We start from the raw sequence: 21,428 nt of genomic DNA, 5'->3' as shown, positions 1-21,428 counted from the left end.
GTGGTGAGCGTGCCGCGCCTGGTCATCGCCGCGCCCGCCTCCGGCAGCGGCAAGACCACGGTGGCCACGGGCCTGATGGCCGCCTTCGCGGAGCGCGGTCTCGATGTGTCGCCGCACAAGGTCGGCCCGGACTACATCGACCCCGGCTATCACGCGCTGGCCGTCTCGTCCGCGGCCCGCTCGGGGCGGGCGGCGCGTCCGGGCCGCAACCTGGACGCCTATCTGTGCGGGCCGGAGCGGATGGCTCCGCTGTTTCTGCACGGGGCGGCCGGCTGTGATCTGGCGGTCGTCGAGGGCGTGATGGGGCTGTACGACGGGGCGGCCGGGCAGGGCGAGCTGGCATCGACGGCGCATGTGGCGAAGCTGCTGCGCGCGCCGGTGGTGCTGGTCGTCGACGCCTCGTCGCAGTCCCGCTCGGTGGCGGCGCTGGTGCACGGCTTCGCGTCCTGGGACCCCGAGGTGCGGGTGGCCGGGGTGATTCTCAACAAGGTCGGCTCGGACCGGCACGAGGAGCTGCTGCGCGAGGCACTGGACGGGGCGGGGGTGCCGGTGCTCGGGGCGCTGCGGCGGGTGCGCGCGGTGCGCGCCCCGAGCCGCCATCTCGGTCTGGTGCCGGTGGCCGAGCGGCGGGCGGAGGCGGTCGAGTCCGTGGCCGCGCTGGCCGAGCGGGTGCGCGAGGGCTGCGACCTCGACGGCCTGCTGGCCCTGGCCCGCAGCGCACCGCCGTTGGCGGACCCGCCCTGGGCCCCGGAGCGGGAGACCGCCCCCGCGTGGGGTGGGGCCGAGGCAGCCGGGGCCGGGGCGGAGGCGGCCGGGGGCGGGGGGCGGCCGGTCGTCGCGCTGGCGGGCGGGGCGGCCTTCACCTTCTCGTACGCGGAGCACGCCGAGCTGCTCACCGCCGCGGGCGCGGAGGTGGTCCCCTTCGATCCGCTGCGGGACGAGCGCCTGCCGCCGGGCACCGCCGGCCTGGTGGTCGGCGGCGGCTTCCCGGAGGTGTACGCGCCGGAGCTGTCCGCGAACGAGCCGCTGCGCGCGGAGGTGGCCCGGCTCGCGGCGGCCGGTGCGCCGATAGCCGCCGAGTGCGCGGGGCTGCTGTATCTGGCGCGCTCGTTGGACGGCGAGCCGATGTGCGGAGTGCTGCCCGCCGAAGCGCACATGTCGGAGCGGCTGACGCTGGGGTACCGCGAGGCGGTGGCGATCGGGGACAGCTCACTCGCCGTCGCGGGGACCCGGGTGCGCGGGCATGAGTTCCACCGCACCACCGTGGAGCCCGGTGCGGGGCCGGAGCCCGCCTGGGGGCTGGTCCGTCCCGAGCGCCGCGCGGAGGGGTTCGTCCAGGGCGGTGTCCATGCGTCGTATCTGCATGTGCACTGGGCGGCGATGCCGGACGCGGCGGTCCGGTTCGTGGCCGGTTGCGCGCGGCGGGGCGGATGAGACGGCGGAGTGGATGGCGGAACGGAGCAGAACAGAATAGGAGGGGGACGGTGAGTGGAGAGCGTGACACGGGCGGGGGCGCTTCCCGAGTCGCCGGTGGGGACCGTGCGTTGCCCGGGGCTTGTCGTCGGGGTCGGTGCCGGGCGGGGAGTGTCCGTCGAGGAGGTGGCCGGGCTCATCCGGCGGACGCTGGACGGGGCGGGGCTTTCGGTGTGCGGGGTCGTGGAGTTGGCCACGGTCGAGGCGAAGGCCGCCGAGCCGGGGCTGGTCGCGGCGGCGGTCCGGCTCGGCGTGCCGCTGCGGGGTTATGGGGCCGCGGCGCTGGCCTCCGTCGCGGTGCCGAGCCGGTCCGGGGCCGCGCTGACCGCCGTGGGGACGCCCAGTGTCGCCGAGGCGGCGGCCCTGCTCGCCGCCGGGCCGGGGGGCGATCTGCTCGTGGCCAAGCGGAAGTCGGAGCCGCGCGGCCGTCCCGCGCGGGCCACCTGCGCCGTCGCGCGCCGTCCGGCGCGCCGGGGCGAACAAGGGCAGGACAAGTAAAGGTGACCTGCCTACACATCGCCCGGCAGAACTCAGTAACGTCTCGGGGCGGGATCCCAACTCCCGCATCGCACCGTGCCACCCGCACCACCAGCACCAAGGAGACCTCGTGACGACCCCGCCCGCGCTGCTCATCGCAGGCATCGGCACCCGAGACGAGAGGCGCGCCGACGCCTTCCGCCACTTCGTACGGGAGTTGGGCACCCGCAATCCCGGCCTGCCCGTCGCGGGCGGCTTCACCGGCCAGACCCCTCTGCCGCTCGGTGACGCGGTGGCCGGACTCGCCGAGGAAGGCGTGACCCGGTTCGCCGTCGTACCGCTGACGCTGATCCCCTCCGAGCGCGCGGAGCAGGACCTCACCGCCGCGCTGGCCGGCGAGCGCGAGCGGCGCCCCGACACATCCTTCGTCCGTGCCCGCCCGCTGGGCCCGCATCCCCGGCTGCTGACCGTGCTGGAGCGCCGCCTGGACGAGGCGCTGGGCGACGGCCCGCGCCGCTCCCCTTCCGACCGGGCGGAGACCACTGTCCTGCTGGTGGGCCCCGGGTCGGTGACCCCCGAAGCCAACGCCGAGGTGCACCGGGCCGCCAGGCTGTTGTGGGAGGGCCGCGGCTTCGGCGGTGTGGAGACCGCCTTTGTCTCGCTGGCCGCGCCTGATGTGGCCTCGGGCCTCGACCGCTGTGCGCTGCTCGGGGCGCGGCGCATCGTGGTGCTGCCGTACTTCCTGTTCGCGGGGACGGCGGCGGATCGGGCGCAGCAGCAGGCGGAGGGCTGGGCGCTGGCACACCCGGAGGTCGAGGTGGTGACCGCCGATGTGCCGGGTCCCTCGGAGGAGTTGGTGGAGCTGGTCATGGAGCGCTACCGGGAGGCGGCCGGGGACGAGGCCGGATGCGAGGCCGGGGATGCGGCCGAGGATGCGGCTGGGGACGCGGCTGGGGACGCTGCCGGGGATGAGACGGGCGGCTCGGTGGCCGTGCCCGCGCAGGAGGACCGGCACCCCGGCTCCCCCACGCATGTCCGCTGACCAGCTCGCTGACGTGTCCGCCGATCCGTCCGCCGGGTTCGACCCGCGCCATCTGCGTCACCACGGGGACGCCGAGGTGCGGGGCTCCGGCGCCGAGCTGACGGACCTCGCGGTCAATGTGCGGGCCGACACGCCCCCCGGCTGGCTCAAGGCCCGGGTGGCCGCCGCGCTCGACGGCCTCGCCGCCTATCCGGACGGCCGCGCGGCGCGGCGCGCGGTCGCCGCGCGGCATGGTGTGCCGTCGGCGCGGGTGCTGCTGACCGCGGGTGCGGCGGAGGCGTTCGTACTGCTCGCACGCGCCCTCCCGGTGCGGCGCCCGGTCGTGGTCCACCCGCAGTTCACGGAGCCGGAGGCCGCGCTGCGGGACGCCGGGCACCGTGTGGCGCGGGTGGTGCTGGACGAGCGGGACGGCTTCCGGCTGCACCCGGGCGCGGTGCCGGAGGAGGCGGACCTGGTGGTGGTGGGCAACCCCACCAACCCGACGTCCGTGCTGCACCCGGCCGATGCGGTGGCCGCCCTGGCCCGCCCTGGGCGGACGCTGGTGGTGGACGAGGCGTTCATGGACGCGGTGCCCGGCGAGCGGGAGTCGCTCGCCGGCCGCACCGATGTGCCGGGGCTGGTCGTGCTGCGCAGCCTCACCAAGACCTGGGGGCTGGCGGGGCTCCGGATCGGCTATGTGCTGGCGGAGCCGGACACGGTCACGGCGCTGGAGCGGGCGCAGCCGTTGTGGCCGGTGTCCTCCCCGGCGCTGGCGGCGGCGGAGGCGTGCTGTGCGCCTCCGGCGCTCGCCGAGGCGGCCCGGGCGGCGGAGGCGATCACCGCCGACCGGGCTCATCTGGCCGCGCGGCTGGCCGAGTTCGAGGAGATCCGGGTGTGTGCCCCGGCGGCCGGGCCCTTCCTGCTGATCCGGCTGCCGAAGGCCACCGCGGTCCGCGCCCGCCTGCGCGAGTTCGGTTTCGCGGTGCGGCGCGGCGACACCTTCCCAGGCCTGGGCCCGGACTGGCTGCGCCTCGCGGTCCGCGACCCGGCCACGACCGACCGTTTCATCACCGCCCTGGCCAAGGCCCTCAACGAGCGCTGACCCGCAACCCACCGTGCGGACGCGCCACTCGGCCCTGTTCTCCCGAAGCTACGGCGAAGTGACAAGTAGCTCTCTGTAGCGGATCTGGGGTGTGCTTGTCAGCGTTTTTGATCTTCCGGGCTCATCGGGGGCCGTGCTCGGCGAGGTTGGTCCGGTCACGACGACCGGAGGGAGCGCGCGGGTGCGGCAGGAGTGGGAGCCGGAGGACCTGATCGAGGTCTGGACGCTGTTGGAGGAGGACCAGGAGCGGCTGCGGAACAAGTCGGGGGCGAACCGGTTGGGGTTCGCGCTGTTGCTGAAGTTCTTCGAGGTGGAGGCCCGGTTCCCGGAGGACGCCGGGGAGATCCCGGTGCCGGCGGTGTCGTACGTCGCCCAGCAGGTGAAGGTGGCGGCGGAGGAGTGGGTCGCGTACGACTGGTCGGGTCGGGCGATCAAGCGGCATCGGATGGAGATCCGGGGAGCTGTCGGCTTCCGTGAGTGCTCCGAGGAGGACCAGGCCCAGCTTGCCGAGTGGCTGGCGGTCGAGCTGTGCGGGGTGGAGCTGAACCGGGACCGGCTCGCGGAGGCGGTGGTGGCCCGCTGCCGCAAGGACCGGCTGGAGCCGCCGGCCCCAGGACAGATCGCCCGGCTGGTGGGCAGGGCGGTCAGCACCTTCGAGGAGCGGTTCTGCGCGGCCACCGTGGGCCGGCTGTCGGCGGCGACCCGGTCCCGGCTGGACGACCTGATCGCCGAGGACGCCGGCGCGGACGAGGAGAGCGCGGGCGGCAGGGGCACCTTCTTCACCGAGCTCAAGGCGGACCCGGGCGCGCTGGGGCTGGACAGCCTGCTGGCGGAGGTGAACAAGCTCCAGCGGGTGCGCGGGCTTCAGCTGCCGCCGGAGTTGTTCGCGGACGCGTCGGAGAAGCTGGTGGCGGCCTGGCGGGCGCGGGCGGCGAAGGAGTACCCCTCGGGCCTGCGGGCGGCGGCCGGGCCGGTGCGGTACGCGCTGCTGTCGACGCTGTGCCATGTGCGGGAGACGGAGATCACCGACTCGCTGGTGGAGCTGTTCATCCAGCTCGTGCAGAAGATCAACACGCGGGCGGAGAAGAAGGTCGAGGGCGAGTTCAACAAGGAGCTCAAACGGGTCCGTGGCAAGGAGGGCATCCTGCTGCGGCTGGCGGAGGCGGCGGTCGCTGAGCCGGGCGGCACGGTTCGCAAGGTGATCTATCCGGTGGCCGGGGAGTCGACGCTGAAGGCGCTGGCGGCGGAGGCCGCGGCGAACGAGGCCCGCTACCGGGCCCGGGTGCGTACGGTGCTGCGCTCGTCGTACTCGAATCACTGGCGGCGGATGCTCTCGCCGCTGCTGAACGCGCTGGAGCTGAAGTGCAACAACACCGCCTACCGGCCGGTGATGGACGCGATCGACCTGCTCAAGCGGTATCTGGACCAGCCCATCGCCAAGGAGGGCGCGTTCTTCGACGAGGCGGAGAAGATCCCGCTCGCGGGGGTGGTGCGCGAGGAGTGGCGCAAGGCGGTGGTGGATGAGCGCGGGCGGGTCGAGCGCATCCCGTATGAACTGTGCGTGCTGGTGTCGCTGCGGGACGCTCTGCGGCGGCGGGAGATCTGGGTGCCAGGGGCGAACCGGTGGCGGAATCCGGAGGACGATCTGCCGCCGGACTTCGAGGACAACCGCGATGTGCACTACGACGCGATCCGCCAGCCGCAGGACCCGGAGAAGTTCATCGAGGCCCCTCAGAAGCGGCTGCGCGAGGCCCTGACCCGCTTCGACACGGCACTGGAGCTGGGCACCACGGGCGGGGTGGACATCGTCAGGAAGCACGGTGAGCCGTGGATCAAGGTCTCGCCGCTGGGGAAGCAGGAGGAGCCGGAGAACCTAGTGGCGCTGAAGGCGGAGATCGAGCGCCGCTGGGGCACGATCGCCCTGATCGACATCCTCAAGGAGGCCGAGTTCGCCACCGGCTTCACGTCCGAGTTCACCTCCGTCGCCACCAGGGAGGCGGTGCCGAAGGCGGTGCTGCGGCGCCGGCTACTCCTGGTGTTGTTCGCGCTGGGCACGAACATGGGCATCAAGCGGGTCGCGGTCACCGGCAAGCACGGCGAGAGCGAGGCCGTGCTGCGCCGGGTGCGGCACCTGTTCGTCAACCGGACCAACCTGCGCGCGGCGCTGGTGCGGCTGGTGAACGCCACCTTCGCCGCCCGCGATCAGGCGTGGTGGGGCGAGGGCACTGCCTGCGCGAGCGATTCCAAGAAGTTCGGCTCCTGGTCCAGCAACTTCATGACCGAGTGGCACCAGCGCTACCGCGGGCCCGGCGTGATGATCTACTGGCACGTCGAGAAGAAGTCGCTGTGCGTCTACAGCCAGCTCAAGTCCTGCTCGGCCTCCGAGGTCGCCGCGATGATCGAGGGCGTGCTGCGGCACTGCACGGATATGGAGATCGACCGGCAGTACACCGACACGCACGGCGCCTCCATCGTCGGGTTCGCCTTCGCCCACATGCTCGGCTTCAACCTGCTCCCCAGGCTGAAGAACGTCGGCTCGGCGCGGCTGTACCGGCCGGCGGCTGGTGAGGACGAGAAGTGGCCGAACCTGGCGCCGGTGCTGTCGACCAAGACGATCGACTGGGACCTGATCCGTCAGCAGTACGACCAGATTGTGAAGTACACCACTGCCCTGCGCCTGGGCACCGCCGAGGCCGAGCAGGTCCTGCGGCGCTTCACCCGCGGCGGGCCCAAGCATCCGACGTACCGGGCGATCGAGGAACTCGGGCGGGCGGTGCGTACGGCGTTCATCTGCGACTACCTCGCCGACGCGGACCTGCGCCGGGAGATCAGCGACGGGCTCCAGGTGGTGGAGAACTGGAACTCCGCCAACCATGACCTGTTCTACGGCAAGGACGGCGACCTGACCGGTTCCGACAAGGAGTCCCAGGAGGTGTCCATGCTCGCCCTGCACCTGCTTCAGTCGGCGTTGGTGCACGTCAACACTCTGCTCCTCCAGGACATCCTGAGCGAGGAGAAGTGGCAGAAGCGGCTCACCGACGCCGACCGGCGGGCCCTGTCCCCGCTGTTCTGGACCCACGTGAACCCCTACGACCGGTTCGAGCTGGACATGAACAGCCGCCTCGATCTGGACCTGTCCATCCGGACGACGGTGCCCAGCCCGCGCATCCCGCAGGGAGAGACAGCCGCAGCCCCGGCATGACACCTCGGGCCCTGGGCCTGGCCGGATCCCGAGGGGCCTCGGCCGCGTCCATGTGAACCGATCGCCACCCTCGCCCACCCCGATGCGTTTCAGGTGGTGCCGTCCGGGTGGTCAGTTGTGGTGTTCCCGGGCGGGCATGTCGCCTCGCGTGGCCCATCGTTCAGTCGGGTGTCCCGGTCGAGTCGGCCGGCTCGAAGTCGTTGGCCGGCGCGGACCGCTCGATGCCGTCATTGGCCGTGGCCCAGCTGGCCAGCAGGTTCAGGGCGTCCTGCGAGGGTGAGTGGGGCTCAGCGGTGTAGGTGAGGAGGAACTGGCTGGGGCCGTCGGGGAGCGGGAAGGTTTCGAAGGGCAGGTCGAGGTCGCCGACGACCGGGTGGCGGAGGAGCTTCACGCCCGTGGTGTGCATCCGGACGTTGTGGGCCGCCCAGCGGCGACGGAATTCCTCGCTGCGGGTGGACAGCTCCCCGATCAGGTCCGTCAGCCGCCGGTCGTAGAGATCGCGGCCGGCCTCGGCGCGCAGCATGGCGACCGTGTCGTTGGCGACTTCGTCCCAGTGGCGGAAGAACTCGGTCGCGTGCGGGCTGAGAAAGACGAACCGGGCGTTGTTCGGCGGCCGTACCGGGTCGGCGTAGACGGGGGAGAACAGGGCGCGCCCGAGGTGGTTGGCGGCCAGGATGTCCCCGCGTCCGCTGAGGATGAACGCGGGCGTGCCGCTCATCGAGTCGAGGACGCGCTGCACCGTGGGCCGGACACGCTGCTGGGCCGGGCGGCGGCGTGGCGGACGGGTCGTGCCGGCGCCGCGCAGGAGGTCGAGCAGGTGGATGCGTTCGGCCTCGTCGAGCTGAAGTGCTTGCGCGATGCCCTCGATGACGCTCTCGGAGACTCCGGTGGCGTTGCCGCGCTCCAGCCGGGTGTAGTACTCGCTGGAGATGCCCGCGAGGAGGGCGACCTCCTCGCGGCGCAGCCCGGTGACCCGTCGACGCTCCCCGCCGTACAGGGGCAGTCCGGCCTGCTCGGGGGTGACCCTGGCCCGTCGCGTGCCGAGGAATTCCCGGATCTCCGCACGGAAATCATCGCGGATGTCGCGGTTTGTGCCGTTGGGGTCGTTTCTGCCTGCCATGCGCTTCACTCTACGAGTGCTTCTGCCGGGTTGGGGGTCCCTGTCAGGGACCCCCTCATCAGGGACTCCCACCCTCGCGTGACAGCCGGTTTTGTTGGTGGTGCACCGCGCCCACAGCGGTGTGAACCGTCCAGACAGACGGCGCTCGTGCCGCCGGTCCCAGCACCTCTGCGGCGCTGTATGCATCACCCCCGCACACAGCGGGTGCCGGAGCACGGCGCCTGAAAGGAAGCCCCCCATGAGCAAGGTCATTCTCGTCACAGGTGCCGGACGCGGTCTGGGCACGGACATCGCCCGCGAGGCCCTCGCCGCCGGCCACCAGGTCGTCGCCACCGGCCGCCGCCCCGCAGAGGTCGAGAAGACCCTGGGCGGGCCGCAGGACAATCTGCTGGTCACCAGGCTCGATGTCACCAGCCTGGAGGACGCCGAGGCCGCCGCGCAGGCCGCCGTCGACCGCTTCGGCCGCATCGACGTCCTGATCAACAACGCCGGGAACCTCTTCACCGGCTACTTCGAGGAGATCTCGCCCGCGCAGATGCGCCAGCAGTTCGAGACCAACCTCTTCGGCCCGATGAACGTCACCCGCGCCGTCCTGCCGATCATGCGCCGCCAGCGCGCCGGCCACGTCATCACCATCACCTCGACCGCCGGGCTGGTCGGCATGGAGTTCACCTCCGCCTACGCCGCCTCCAAGTTCGCGGAAGAGGGCTGGATGGAGTCCCTGCGTTACGACGTCGAGCCGTACGACATCCACACCACGATCGTGGAGCCCGGCTACTTCCGCACCGAACTCCTCGTGGACGGCTCCACCACCTGGCCCGAGCTGTCCATCGACGACTACGCCCCGCGCACCGCACCCCGGATCGAGGGCATGAAGAGCATGAACGGCAAGCAGCCCGGCGACCCCGCCAAGCTCGCCCGCGCCTTGCTGACCATCGCCGGCCAGGAGAAGCCGCTGCTGCGTTTCGTCGCCGGTGCGGACGCCATCGAGGCTGCCAAGGCCAAGGCGAAGGAGCTCCTCGCCCAGGCCGAGGCATCCCGCGAGCTGGGCGGCGCCCTGGCCTACGACGACGCCCACGCCTGAGCACCACACCCCGCACCCCGGCCAGGACGGAGGACCGCTGCCGGGTGCACGTTTCGACAGCACGGAGAGAGCCAACATGCCCCTCAAAGGCGAGTACGAGCCGAGCACGGCGCAGTTTGTACGGGACCAGGTGGAGCTGTACGAAAGCTCCGGCGGTACGCAGGGAACGACGCTGAGTGTCCTGGTCGCACGGGAGGAAGACGAGAGGCTCCGGGACCTGCCCGTCGTCATCCTGACCACCCTGGGCGCGAAGAGCGGCAAGATCCGCAAGACCCCGGTCATGCGGGTGGAGCACGACGGCGTCTACGCCGTCGTCGCCTCCATGGCAGGAGCCCCCAAGCACCCGGTCTGGTATCACAACGCGGTGGCCGACCCCCGGGTCGAGCTTCAGGACGGCCCGGTGCGCCAGGACATGCTGGCACGCGAGGTGACCGGGGACGAGAAGGTCCTGTGGTGGGCCCGAGCCGTCGAGGCGTTCCCCGACTACGCCGAGTACCAGAAGAACACGGACCGTGAGATCCCCGTCCTCGTCCTGGAGCCAGAGGCCCACGAGCACTGACCCGGCGCAGCCGGTTCAGCCCGCGGACCCACCGCAGCCCGGCCCTGGCAACACCAGCGTCGGACCACCCCACCTGACAGCGGCCAGCTCGAATCCCCCATGGTCGGCCCGCCCGGCCGCCTGGACGAAGCACATCACAGACGACCGCGGCATCGATGTCCTCGGCAGCCTGACCTACGACGACACCCACGCCTGAGCACCAGGCCGGCCGAGGCCGGAAGCAGCCGGGTGCACCCACGGCTCTGACCCCGCTACCCGGCAACGGCGCCCGCGTCGACAGCGCGCGGATCACCCCAGCACGGTCCGCCAACGGGTGGCGCACCCCACTGATCACGACCACCGACCGGCCTGACGGCCGTCACGACAAGGAGTACCTGATGAAGCACGTATCACTGGGCGGGCTCGATGTCTCCCGCATCGGCCTGGGAGCCATGACCATGGCCGGCATGTACACCACGGGCGGGGGACTCGATGACGCCGAGTCGATCCGCACCATCCACCGGGCCCTGGACCTCGGGGTCACCCACATCGACACCGCCGAGATCTACGGCCCCTTCCACAGCGAAGAACTCGTCGGCAAGGCCATCAAGGGACGGCGCGACGACGTCGTCGTGGCGACGAAGTTCGGTCTCGTCTCCCACGCCGGCGACGGCCCCGGCGTCATCGACAGCAGCGCCGGCAACGTGAAGGCCGCGGTCGAAGGATCGCTCAAGCGGCTCGGCACCGACCACATCGACCTCTACTACCAGCACCGTGTCGACCCGAACACGCCCATCGAGGAGACCGTCGGCGCGCTGGCCGAGCTGGTCGCCGAAGGCAAGGTGCGCCACATCGGCCTCTCCGAGGCCGGACCAGATACGATCCGCCGGGCACACGCCGTGCATCCGGTGGCCGCGCTGCAGACCGAATACTCTCTGTGGACCCGCGACGTCGAGGCCGAGATCCTCCCGCTGCTGCGCGAGCTCGGCATCGGATTCGTGCCCTACTCGCCGCTCGGCCACGGCCTGCTGACCGGGCAGATCCGCACCGTCGACGACTTCGCCGACGACGACTGGCGCAAGACCAACCCGCGCTTCATCGGCGAGAACTTCCAGCGCAACCTACGCATCGTCGACGAAGTACAGGCCATCGGCGCCGAGATCGGAGCCACCCCGGCACAGACCGCGCTGGCATGGCTGCTGACCCGCGGCGACGACATCGCCCCCATCCCCGGAACCCGGCGAGTCGCACGCGTCGAAGAGAACACCGCCGCCGACGGCATCGAACTCAGCGCCGCTCAGCTCGACCGCCTGAACAACCTCACACCGGCCGCGGGTGAGCGCCACGACGAGGCGAACATGGCCACCATCGACCGGTGATCTGACGCCCCGGCGACGTACTGACCCGTCGCACCCGACCAACCCCCATCCGTTCACCCATTTCACTGATCACTGAAGAGGCTTTCTCCATCATGTCCAAGGTTCTCCTTGTCGTAGGCCAACAAGGCTCTGGTGGACGCCGTCCGCGAGCTGGCCCATGTCACCGTGCACGACCTCTACGCCACCTACCCCGACTTCCAGATCGACGTCGACGCCGAGCAGGCACTGCTGGCCGAACACGACGTGATCGCCTTCCAGCACCCGGTGTTCTGGTACAACACCACCCCTCTGCTCAAGCAGTGGCAGGACAAGGTCTTCACCCTCGGCTGGGCCTTCACCATGGACGGCTCTCCCTCCAAGCTGGCCGGCAAGAAGGCCATCGTCGCCGTCACCGCTGGCGTCCCCGCCGAGCACTACACCCCCGAAGGCGCGAACAAGACCACCCTTGAGACGCTCCTCAGCAACTGGCACGCAACCCTGCGGCTGTGCCAGTTCGACATCCAGCCGATGGTCAAGCTGTACGGCACCGCCTTCGGCCTCTCCGACGAGGACCTGTCCACCGCCGCCAAGCAGTACAACGAACTGCTCGCCTCCTTCGCCGCCTGACCGCGCTCTCACGACAACAGCCGCCCTCGCTGATCGCAACGCAGCGGTGATAGCCCTGCCAGTCTCCGGTCACTCTTCGCCGAGTCAGCGCCAAGCGACTGGAGACTGGTAGGACCACCCGCGCCCGCGGAGATCTACGAGGAACTTGCGGCTCGCTGGTCGGCCGCTCGCGAAGGATCTCGAAGTCGTGCTTCAAGCGAAAGCAGCATCGAGGCCCTGCTTAGCGATGAACAGCCCCTCTCATAAACGACCCTTTGCGCGAGCAAGATCAATCACGGACCGCCGGACCCCGCCGATCCCAGATTCGTTCTCAGAACCTGCTCTCACTCAAAAGCGGGACGGACCCCCTTCTGAGAGTTACATTGTGCGAAAATCCGGGCCTATGACGGACCCTCAGCAGCCCTCCCCGGCCGACCGGTCGGACGCCGACGACGTCGAACAGCACGCATGTCCGAAGTGTGACGCGCAGCCCGGTTCGCCCTGCCGCTCGCGCGGTGGCGCGGTCGCCTCCGCCTACCACACCCGCCGCTTCACCCAGGTGCCCCGCCTGAAGAAAGCGCTGCGCGTGCCGACCCCGACCGACCGCGGCCCGGGCCGACCGTGGCGGCCCGGCACCCCGCCCCCGGCGCCGATCGACCCGGACCTGCCGAGCGCGGACATCCGCATCGGGTACGCGAGATGCTCGACCCTCGGGCAGGAACTCGACTCCCAGCTCGACGCGCTCAGCAAGCACGGCATCCCGAGGGACAAGATCTTCAGCGAGAAGATCAGCACCCGGGTGCGGGTCCGCCCCCGATTCGAGGAGGCCCTGAGGACGGCGCGGGAGGTCAAGGCGCACGCCCCGCACTGCCGGGTCATCTTCACCGTGTACGAGATGAAGCGGCTCGGCCGCGACGCCGCCGAGCTCACCGCGCTCGCCGACCACCTCACCGCCCACGGCCTGGTCCTGGAGATGCTCGCCGGGCCCCTGCCCGGCATCTACGACCCCACCGGTCCGGGCAAGCTGCTGTTCGCGTTCTTCGCGGCGATGGCGGAGACCGAGCGGGAGAACATCCGGGAGTCGACCCTGGAGGGGCTCGACACCGCGGCCCGCAAGGGCAAGCACGGCGGCCGGCCTCCGGTCATCACCGACGACATGCTCCACACCGTGCTGCGGCGCCGCGCGGGCGGCGAGTCCGTCGAGCAGATCCAGCCCGACCTGATCATCCCCACCGGCAAGCGCAAGGGACAGAACCCCTCCGTCGCGAGCATCTACCGGGCGCTCGCCGAGCACGCCAAGCGCGAGGCGTACCCCGAAGCCGTCGAACAGGCCCACGCCGACTTCACCGCCCTCCAGGTCGGCGAAGTCCCCGGCCCCCGCCTCGCTCTCCCTGACCGAGCGTCACTCTGATTACAGAGAGCTACTCGTCACTTCGCCGTAGCTTCGGGAGAACAGGGCCGTGCCGGGATGAGGTGTGGGCCAGGTCCGAATGCGGGCCGCAAGGCAACCAGGGATGTTCAGCCGTTGTTGGGCACGGCTACGTCGATGCGTAGTACTGCTGGCGAGCCCTGACGTCCTCCGGGAAGGCGTCCACCAGGCCGAAGTCGGTGATCGAGTTGTCGAGCTTATCAATCGCCGTGTGCACTCTGGGGGTTCGCCGTGGTCCCAGTCTCGGGCAGTGCGGCCTCGCGCCGGTGGTCGGCGGCTCCTTACTCTCCCCCGTCAGCGGAATGGAGCTGGAAGTCGACGACGACGCAACCAACCTGTCCGTCATCGGTGCGGCCGATCCAGACGGGGTAGGACCCATCGCCCTGGCCGGCACGGAAGGCGATGAGGTTCGGCTCAGACTCCGTGCTGGGCAGTTCGACGCTGAAATGGCTGTCGAGGGGTATGAACAGGTCCTCGTCCAGCTGGTCTTCGATCACCGTCCGAGTCGCATCCAGGAAAGCCGCTGTGCCGGTATCCACGCCAACCCCGTAGAACTGGCCCTCGCCGAGCAGCCCGAGGTCCTCGTCGGGCCGGAGGGCCATTTCCCACTCGCGGGGCGGGATGTCCAGGAACGTCACCCTGGCCGCAGCGACACCGGCCCCGCGTGTCGTGCGCAAAAGCGACAGCGTGACCGGGAACTCGCCCGGCGGCACAGCGACGGTCCGCGGGGTCTCTCCGATCCAGCCGGGGTCCGAGACCGCCAGCTGCCCTGACGTGATCCGCAGCAGGCCGGCGTCAACGGGCTCGACGACGGCCGGCCCATCCGGAGTGTCGCACGCGCCCGGACTGAACAGTTGCTCGATTCCGGTGGCGCGCAGCGGTCCCGATCCTTCGTCCACCGACACGTCGCTCAGGACTACGGTCGTGGCGGGCTCGTGGCCCTGCTGGGCGAGGAACGGCGCGAACACCTGCCAGTCGCCGAATTCCGGTACGGGGCAGAGGAAGCTTTCGACGGGCGCCGGGAACCGCCGCACGGGGACGCTCGACGGGCCGGATGTTCGAGCGTGCAGTGGCTCCGTCGACGCTCCCCTCGGCCCGGCGAACTCGGACCTCACCTCGACCTGCCCGTCGGCCGAGACGGTCGTGGTCTCCTGAACATCCCACTTCCAGGACGAGTGCTCCTGCTCGTTGGAAAACTGCCATCGGGTGTTCCGGTGAGCCAACAACATCCCCGTGCTGTGCGGCTTGAGGTCGATCATCTGCATGCACCAGGACCTGTCGTCGAACAGATACACACGCCACATCCGGCGCGGCCAGTATTCGACCAGTGCCAGCGGTCGCTCCCGCGCGGACAGCAGAACCGCGTAATCCATCCCGGCAGCATGCTTGCGTGCCGCGAGCGCGCGCGACATCGGGTCCGGATGGGTCATTCCCCGATAGGAACCCCACATCTCGCCGTACGACACATCAAGACTGTCGAAGATCACAGTCGCGTATCTCCCCCCGTGGCACCAGCCACCCCCGAGCAGCGGCGCTCGACGGGTGACCCCTGCCGCAACGCCCTGCCCTTCCAAAGCTTCGTTGTGCCGCAGTCTGCCACTGGGGTGTGACACACAGGATTGTGGGAGGCCCGCAACCTGGGGTTACCGACGAAACGGGCCGCCCCAGGTGACGAAACACAGTCGGTTCGGCAGGCCCCATCGGTGATGCGTGCGTTCGCGTCAGCGCCGACGCTCAGGAGCGGGGAACGAAGGCACTCCTGCATGGGAATCCAACCCGGCGGAAGCCACGTTACGACTGGTCAACGAATTCCGTCGGTTGCCCACAGAGACGGAGCGACTGACCGCCCGGCTCGCAGGCTTCCGCGTCCCCACCGTCTACAAATCACCCGCGATGAAGTCCTGAACCCCATGGCCTACCGCAGCCGTCACCGCCTGTCGGCAAACGTACGAATGACGACAGGTGCCGCAGGTGTCCAATGAACCCGTACATTCCGGGGCCTCACGAAGGCGCGGATCCAATCAGATCCGATGGGGGCTGACGACAGGGTTTGATGACACCTCGGGTCCGATACGCCGACAGGAACGAGGAAGAGCGTGGTCAACCTGGTCTACAAGCGGGTGTCGACCGACCAGCAGTCGACCGCCCGTCAGAACCTCGTCCTGGACGAGGCCGACATTGAGGAGCCGGTGGTCTTCGAGGAAGAGGGCGGCACCTCCAGCCGCCTCCATCCGCTGGAGCGCCCGAAGTTCGGCGACCTGCTGACGTACGCGCGGCCGGGCGACACCGTGCATATCTCCGAGATGTTCCGCCTCGTGCGCGGCACCCAGCACATCCTCGACGTGCTCGACGTCCTGCACCAGAGCCGCCTCGCCCTGCGCATCCACGACGGCGCGTTCTCCGCCATGGACCTCACCGCCCGCCACCCGCGCACCGGAGAGCTCCTGTCCACCGTGAAGTTCATGGTGCAGACCCTCGCCGCCGCCGGCGAACTCCAGCGCGAGCTGACGTACGACGGACTACGGGCCGCCGAGGCCAAGGGCAACAAGGGCGGGCGCCGCCCGGCCGTTCCGGCCGGGCAGACCAAGGCCGTGCGCACCGCGTACCTGGAAGGCCGGTCCATCGCCGCCCTCGCTCGCGATCACAACGTCAGCCGCGGCGCCATCCGCACCGCCGTCGCGGACCTGCTGCCCGAGTACACAGTCGTCGACGCGGGCACCCGACCCCGGAGCTGTCGGTGGTCGTCGACATGCCGGGCAAGGTCGCCGACTTCCTCCGCGTCGCCGATCTGGCGCCCGCCGAGCGCGCCGTGCTCGACCAGGGCGTGACCGTACGGCGCGGCCAGGGCTACACCTTGCGCATCGCCGCAGTGCCCGCGATCCACCGCCGACTCCTCGACCTCTGCCAGACCCTCGATGGCGCTGCGGCGGTCCCGGCCCAACGCAAGGCCCGCCGCGAGTACGAGAACCGCGTCAACCTGCATGCCCCCACTACAGATCTCGGAAGTCAGTCACGCTCCGCTACATGACGGGTGGCGGCAGCTATACGAGAACACGGCCTATCCAGGGCACCGATTCCCCCTCGTCTGCAGACACTCCCCCGCGCAACGGACCATGCTCGCACCCGCCACTGACGACAGGTCACCTCAAGATCACCCGGGGTGACCAAAGGCGGGGTGTCGCCAATGCGCAACGATGGGTGTGACCTGGCTGTTGGAGCTTTGGTGGGTCCTGGCGGCCGGCAGCGCCGTAGCCAGGGCTGGCGGGATGATGTAGAGCGAGCACCGAGGCGAGGAGCAGCGCATGGGGACGACCAGGCACCTTGCCCGGCTTCAGTTCGAGGAGGACGGTCCGTTCTCTGGGGGCTCGAACGGTGTGGTGTGACGTCGTACGGAAAGGCTTCGTTGAGGCTCTGAGACTCGTTCTCAGGGGGTGTGGCTCTGTGGCGGGTTGTTGCATTGCCCCCAGACCAAACGGAGTTGCACATGCGGGCGTTCCCCGTGGACCTGCCGGGCAGCGGTACTGGACAGTCATTGACGATGACCTACGTGTCGTTCCTGTCGCCGATCAGTGGCTGCGGTTCCTCCGGTTCGGACGAAGCCGGGCCGAACTGACGACGAAGTCGCATGCGAACGGGGCGGCGCTCTACTTCCGCTGGTGTCTGGCGACCGGGCGGAACTGGACCGAGGCGGCGCGGGACCTGGGCCTGTTCATGGTCTGGCTGAAGTACACGCCGTCGCGGCCGGTCAACGGATCGACCGCCGTGGTGTTCGGCCCGGGGGCCAAGCCGGTGCGGGGCGAGCGACGCATCAACGTGATCCTCACGGCGGTGCGGGGTCTGCTGTCGCACGCCGTGTCCGTGGGCGCGGCACCGGGCTCGGTACTCGGGCAGATCTACGAGCTGGCCGACACACGTGACCTGCCACTGGAGGCCCAGGGCGAGGACAGCGGCCTGCACTACCGGCTCAAGACCCGGCACCGGCTGCAGGAGCCGGAGACGGAAGTCGACCGCGCCACCGACGAGGAGATGGTCGCCCTGTTCCTCCAGTGCCGCAGCGCACGTGACCGCCTGATCGTGCTGCTACACGGGCGGGTGGGCCTGCGCCGCGGCCAGGTCGCCGGCCTGCGCCGCAGCGACATCCTGCCCGACTCACGCGCCCTCGGCTGCGACCACAAGGGCCCCCACGTGCACGTGAGACGTCGGGACAACGCCAACCGGGCCTGGTCGAAGTCGAAGAAGGCATGGGTCCAGCCCCTCGACTTCCTCGTCGTTCAGGCCTTCGACCAGTACTTTGACGAGCGTCACGAGATCCTCGGGGCGGGCGGCAGCGACTTCCTGCTGGTCAATCTCTTCCGCGAATCGCTGGGGGCACCGATGCCGCCGGACGCGCTCAACGAACTCTTCGAGCGGCTGGCCAAGCGCGCGCAGCTGGCACGGAAGGTGGGGCCGCACATGGCCCGCCGCGCGTTCGGCAGCAACGTCGCGGACGCCGGTGGCTCGCTCGACGAGGTGCAGGCCCTGCTGGGACAGAGCCATCCTGAGTCGGCCCGGCCGTATCTGATCCCGGATAGGGCCCGGCTGCGCGAGGCCGTGGAGCGGATGCCCTCCCCGCGCGGTCTCCTCGGGCGGGGTGAGCAGTGATGGCGACGCTTCTGTCCGCGGTGCATGAGCCGACGGGCGCTTGCACACAGCAGATCACCGCCGCTCTGGACCCGGAGTTCTTGGCGTTGCTCCGGTGGGACTGGGACCTGAGGATCGTTTTCTACCCCAAGAGCCACCCGGTGCTGGGGATGCCGGACTGCCAGGTCAAGGGGTGCCAGAGGGGATCGTCACGCAACGGACCGCTGTGTGATGGCTGCTTGCGTCGGCACTCCCAGTCAGGCCAGGCTCTCGAAGACTTCCTGGCGACGGCGACGCGGTCCGGGAGGGCCGTGGGCATCGGTGAACTCTCCTGCGAGGTGACGGGGTGCGCTCGTCCAGCGAAAGGGACGCGCGTTGCGCTCTGCGCGACCCACTACGACCAGCAGACGAGGGCTCTTCGGGTCCCCCTGGAGGAGTTCTTGGCGCATCCGGCGGTGAGGCCGCTGGACGGCTTCGGCATGTGTCAGGTGGCGGCCTGCCACCGTCGCCGCTCGGGCCGGAAACATCCGTATTGCGCTCCGCATGCGCACTTGCTCGCGAGGCTGGTCCGCAGCGGGACGTTCGGCGGAGACGAGGAGGCGTGGCGCAGAACGGCGCGCGCGATCGTCACGGACCGTGAGGTCAGTCTGCGCGGGCTGCCGCTGCGCGTCGTCGCCGAACTCCTCTACACCCTCCAGGTCCGCACCGCGAAGGAGGTGCGGACGCGCGACTACTACCTGCGGCCGCTGTGTGATCAGCTGCGGGCTGGTCATTCGCCAAGCCTGGAGGCCTTCACCGAGGCCCACGGAGCGAAGGTGAGCGCGCAGACCCGTTCTATCCTGGCCGTTGCGCTGCCCGCCCTGAAACGCCTTGGGACGACGCCTGAGACCGAGCGGCATCACGACGTCTGGGATCTGGCCGTGTTCGGCCACTCCGGCAGGCTCGATTTCACCGGCCTCCATCAAAGGCCGATGCGCGAGGCGATGAAGGTCTGGGCCTACGACGATCTGCCTCGGCGCCGGGGCAAGGACGTCCGCGGCTCCTGCCAGATGACGATCACCGCCATGGCGCTGCTCTCGGAGAGCCTGCGCCTCCAGCGGCCGGACGCCGGCCATACCCCGCAACTGCTCGGCCGCACCGACATCGTCGGCTTCCTCAACCGGCTCGCCTTCCTGGTCGACGAAGGCAAGCTGAGCGCCTATGCCCGCCTCAAGGCCGTACGCAACGTCCGCAGCGCGTTGATTCGGATCCGCAGCCTCGGTCTTACCCGGCCCGGGGAGTTCCTGGAGGGCTTGCCCCAGGACTTCATCGTGATTCCCGAGGACGTCCCGGACGAGCTTGAGGACACCGAAGCGGGCAAAGACCTGCCGGATGAGGTCATGCGGCAGCTCTGTAACCACCTGGACCTGCTGGAGCAGATCGGCACGAGAGAAGTCCGCGTCGCCACAGAGCTCCTGATCGACACTGGCCGCCGACCGGACGAGATCCACAAGCTGCCTTGGGACTGCCTGCAGACCGATCCGGATGGCTCCCTCGTCCTGCTCTACGACAACAGCAAGGAGTACAGGCTGGGGCGCCGACTGCCCATCGGCAAGGAAACTGCGGCTGTGATCACGGAACAGCAAAAGCGGGTCCGTACGAGGTTTCCCCATACGCCCGTCAGCGAGCTGAAGCTGCTGCCCGCTGGCCGGGCCAACCCCGAGGGCAAGAAGTCGATGAGTGCGATTCAGTGGGCCCACCGCCAGTGGGTCCTCGCTCTGCCCGAGATCGTCGTCCCGGTGGTTGTCGAGGTCGGTGGCCAGCCTGGGACGAGGATGCTGGCGTTCGACAAGGACAAGATCTTCCCCTATGCCTACCGGCACAGTTATGCCCAGCGGCATGCCGATGCGGGTGTCGCGCCTGACGTGCTCAAGGCCCTTATGGATCACCGGCAGTTGAAGACCACTCTGGGCTACTACCGGGTTGGGGAGGAACGTCGTCGTGAGGCCGTCAACCGGGTCGTTGCATTGCAGTTCGACCGGCACGGCAACCGTGTGTGGCGCAAGGCCCAGGGTCTCATGGACTCGGAGCACGTGAGGCGGGCGATCGGCGAGGTCGCCACCGCCTATGGCCTCTGCAAAGAGCCCTCCAACGTCGCGGCCGGCGGACAAAGCTGTCCTCTGCGGTTCCGCTGTCTGGGCTGCGAGCACTTCCACACCGATGTCTCCTACCTCCCCGACCTTGAGGCATACCTCGCTGACCTGCTGCGCAGCCGCGAGAAGCTGATGTCGACCTTCGAAGCCGACGACTGGGCCCGCAGCGAGGCGATGCCCTCCGAGGAAGAGATCCGAAGAGTCCGCCGACTCATCAACCGTGTCAAGGCCGACCTCGACGACCTGAACGCCGAGGACCGAGCCCAGATCGAGCAGGCCGTCTCCATGGTCCGCCGCGGCCGAACCGTGATGCTCGGCATGCCCCGCGTCGGACAGCCCCTGCCCGACGTGCGGCCCTGGCGGTCGGCATGAGTTCCCCCATGGCCGACGGCCGCAAAGCCGACACCGAACGGCGCCGACAGCGAGTAATCACGGCCGTCAAGAACGCGGCCAAGAACAAAACCCCTATCAGCGTGTCCGCCATCGCCCGGCAGGCAGGAGTGGACCGCACCTTCCTCTATCGTCACCATGATCTGCTCGCCATGGTCCACGCCGCCGAGCTGGAACCGGCCCGGCACGACCTCGCGGGTGCGTCGCCGGTGAGCCTGGCCTCACTCCAGGCCGACCTCGCCAACGCCCAAGCCCGCAACACCCGCCTCGTCACCCGGGTTCAGCAGTTGGAGAAGCGACTGTCGCAGGCTCTGGGTGCTCAGGCATGGCAGGAGTCAGGGCTGGGAGCCCCGACCGATATCGATGAGCTCCAGCGAAAAATCACGACCCTGGAGCAGCAGAACGTCGAATTGGCCTCCGGGCTGGACGAAGCCCGGTCCGACCTCCATGCCGCACGGGCAGCCAACCGAGACCTGACCAGAGCCCTGAACCAACGCCCTGAGCCAGGCACCGGCCTGCCTTTTTACCAGGAAACCTAACCCGATTGGCCTATAGCCCTGTGCGTTCGTTCGATGGACCCAAAACCCCAGCCTGATCATGCGCCAGCGGCGGCACGGGCCTAACCGGCCAGTGGCGTGACGTAGCTCGCCGAGCTGTACTCCGTCCGCCGAGCCACGGTGCATCGCGTCCTTGAACGCGCTCGTGTGCCTCCTGAACTTCAACGAGGATCGCTCCCACCGGCACGAACCTCGCCGTTTGCGGCTCGCGACACGTTCGTCAAGGCACCCGACTTCAACGGTGCAACCTTCACTCGTACGGCCGTGTTCGAGCGGGCGACGTTCCGGCGGCGGGAATCCTGGCCGCAGCTCCGGCTGG

At 69.8% G+C, this 21,428-nt stretch carries 16 protein-coding genes; 14 read left to right on the top strand and 2 right to left on the bottom strand.

Annotated features, from left to right (window positions below):
• The 5 genes from ACWY4P_RS41525 (at position 1) to ACWY4P_RS41505 (ending at position 7,275) form a co-directional block, all read left to right on the top strand.
• Entirely contained in the window at positions 1 to 1,434 is a 1,434-nt protein-coding gene (locus ACWY4P_RS41525; RefSeq protein WP_456205939.1) for a cobyrinate a,c-diamide synthase, read from the top strand.
• 54 nt (positions 1,435 to 1,488) lie between these two features.
• Entirely contained in the window at positions 1,489 to 1,971 is a 483-nt protein-coding gene (locus ACWY4P_RS41520; protein ID WP_456205937.1) for a cobalamin biosynthesis protein, read from the top strand.
• Between the two features lie 109 nt (positions 1,972 to 2,080).
• The gene (locus ACWY4P_RS41515) at positions 2,081 to 2,992 is read left to right on the top strand and encodes a sirohydrochlorin chelatase (RefSeq protein ID WP_456205935.1); all 912 of its coding nucleotides are present in this window, start codon (positions 2,081 to 2,083) and stop codon (positions 2,990 to 2,992) included.
• Entirely contained in the window at positions 2,982 to 4,073 is a 1,092-nt protein-coding gene (cobC, locus tag ACWY4P_RS41510; RefSeq protein WP_456205933.1) for an Rv2231c family pyridoxal phosphate-dependent protein CobC, read from the top strand. The genes ACWY4P_RS41515 and cobC overlap by 11 nt, the downstream gene beginning before the upstream one ends.
• A gap of 181 nt (positions 4,074 to 4,254) precedes the next feature.
• On the top strand, positions 4,255 to 7,275 hold the full coding sequence (locus ACWY4P_RS41505; RefSeq protein WP_456205931.1) for a Tn3 family transposase: 3,021 nt from the start codon (positions 4,255 to 4,257) through the stop codon (positions 7,273 to 7,275).
• 160 nt (positions 7,276 to 7,435) lie between these two features.
• Here ACWY4P_RS41505 and ACWY4P_RS41500 read toward each other — a convergent pair whose 3' ends face one another.
• Complete coding sequence (locus ACWY4P_RS41500; protein WP_456205929.1) at positions 7,436 to 8,395, bottom strand: helix-turn-helix domain-containing protein; 960 nt, start codon at positions 8,393 to 8,395, stop codon at positions 7,436 to 7,438.
• 238 nt (positions 8,396 to 8,633) lie between these two features.
• Between ACWY4P_RS41500 and ACWY4P_RS41495 the strand changes: the two genes are divergently transcribed.
• From ACWY4P_RS41495 to ACWY4P_RS41475, 5 genes are all read left to right on the top strand, one after another.
• Entirely contained in the window at positions 8,634 to 9,479 is an 846-nt protein-coding gene (locus ACWY4P_RS41495; protein ID WP_456205927.1) for an SDR family oxidoreductase, read from the top strand.
• Positions 9,480 to 9,555: 76 nt separating this feature from the next.
• Positions 9,556 to 10,038: a nitroreductase family deazaflavin-dependent oxidoreductase gene (locus tag ACWY4P_RS41490; RefSeq protein WP_456205925.1), complete on the top strand. Its 483-nt coding sequence runs from the start codon at positions 9,556 to 9,558 to the stop codon at positions 10,036 to 10,038.
• Between the two features lie 377 nt (positions 10,039 to 10,415).
• A complete protein-coding gene (locus tag ACWY4P_RS41485) occupies positions 10,416 to 11,396 on the top strand; it encodes an aldo/keto reductase (RefSeq protein WP_456205923.1) in 981 nt (326 codons plus the stop codon).
• Positions 11,397 to 11,528: 132 nt separating this feature from the next.
• Positions 11,529 to 12,002: an NAD(P)H-dependent oxidoreductase gene (locus tag ACWY4P_RS41480; protein ID WP_456205921.1), complete on the top strand. Its 474-nt coding sequence runs from the start codon at positions 11,529 to 11,531 to the stop codon at positions 12,000 to 12,002.
• 382 nt (positions 12,003 to 12,384) lie between these two features.
• Positions 12,385 to 13,392: a recombinase family protein gene (locus ACWY4P_RS41475; RefSeq protein ID WP_456205919.1), complete on the top strand. Its 1,008-nt coding sequence runs from the start codon at positions 12,385 to 12,387 to the stop codon at positions 13,390 to 13,392.
• A gap of 299 nt (positions 13,393 to 13,691) precedes the next feature.
• On the opposite strand, the gene ACWY4P_RS41470 is transcribed toward ACWY4P_RS41475, so the two are convergent.
• Positions 13,692 to 14,897, bottom strand: a complete 1,206-nt coding sequence (locus tag ACWY4P_RS41470) for a DUF4241 domain-containing protein (RefSeq protein WP_456205917.1) — start codon at positions 14,895 to 14,897, stop codon at positions 13,692 to 13,694.
• A gap of 609 nt (positions 14,898 to 15,506) precedes the next feature.
• Here ACWY4P_RS41470 and ACWY4P_RS41465 point away from each other — a divergent pair.
• From ACWY4P_RS41465 to ACWY4P_RS41450, 4 genes are all read left to right on the top strand, one after another.
• The gene (locus ACWY4P_RS41465) at positions 15,507 to 16,238 is read left to right on the top strand and encodes a recombinase family protein (RefSeq protein WP_456205915.1); all 732 of its coding nucleotides are present in this window, start codon (positions 15,507 to 15,509) and stop codon (positions 16,236 to 16,238) included.
• A gap of 883 nt (positions 16,239 to 17,121) precedes the next feature.
• The gene (locus ACWY4P_RS41460) at positions 17,122 to 18,051 is read left to right on the top strand and encodes a tyrosine-type recombinase/integrase (protein WP_456205914.1); all 930 of its coding nucleotides are present in this window, start codon (positions 17,122 to 17,124) and stop codon (positions 18,049 to 18,051) included.
• Positions 18,051 to 20,534: a tyrosine-type recombinase/integrase gene (locus ACWY4P_RS41455; protein WP_456205912.1), complete on the top strand. Its 2,484-nt coding sequence runs from the start codon at positions 18,051 to 18,053 to the stop codon at positions 20,532 to 20,534. Before ACWY4P_RS41460 ends, ACWY4P_RS41455 begins: the two co-directional genes overlap by 1 nt.
• An 8-nt stretch (positions 20,535 to 20,542) precedes the next feature.
• Positions 20,543 to 21,091, top strand: a complete 549-nt coding sequence (locus ACWY4P_RS41450) for a DUF6262 family protein (protein WP_456205910.1) — start codon at positions 20,543 to 20,545, stop codon at positions 21,089 to 21,091.
• Positions 21,092 to 21,428 lie beyond the last annotated feature (337 nt).

Source organism: Streptomyces sp. LZ34, assembly GCF_053890475.1.
Note: the sequence above shows the minus strand (reverse complement) of the source record. Positions and strands in the feature narration are given on the sequence as shown.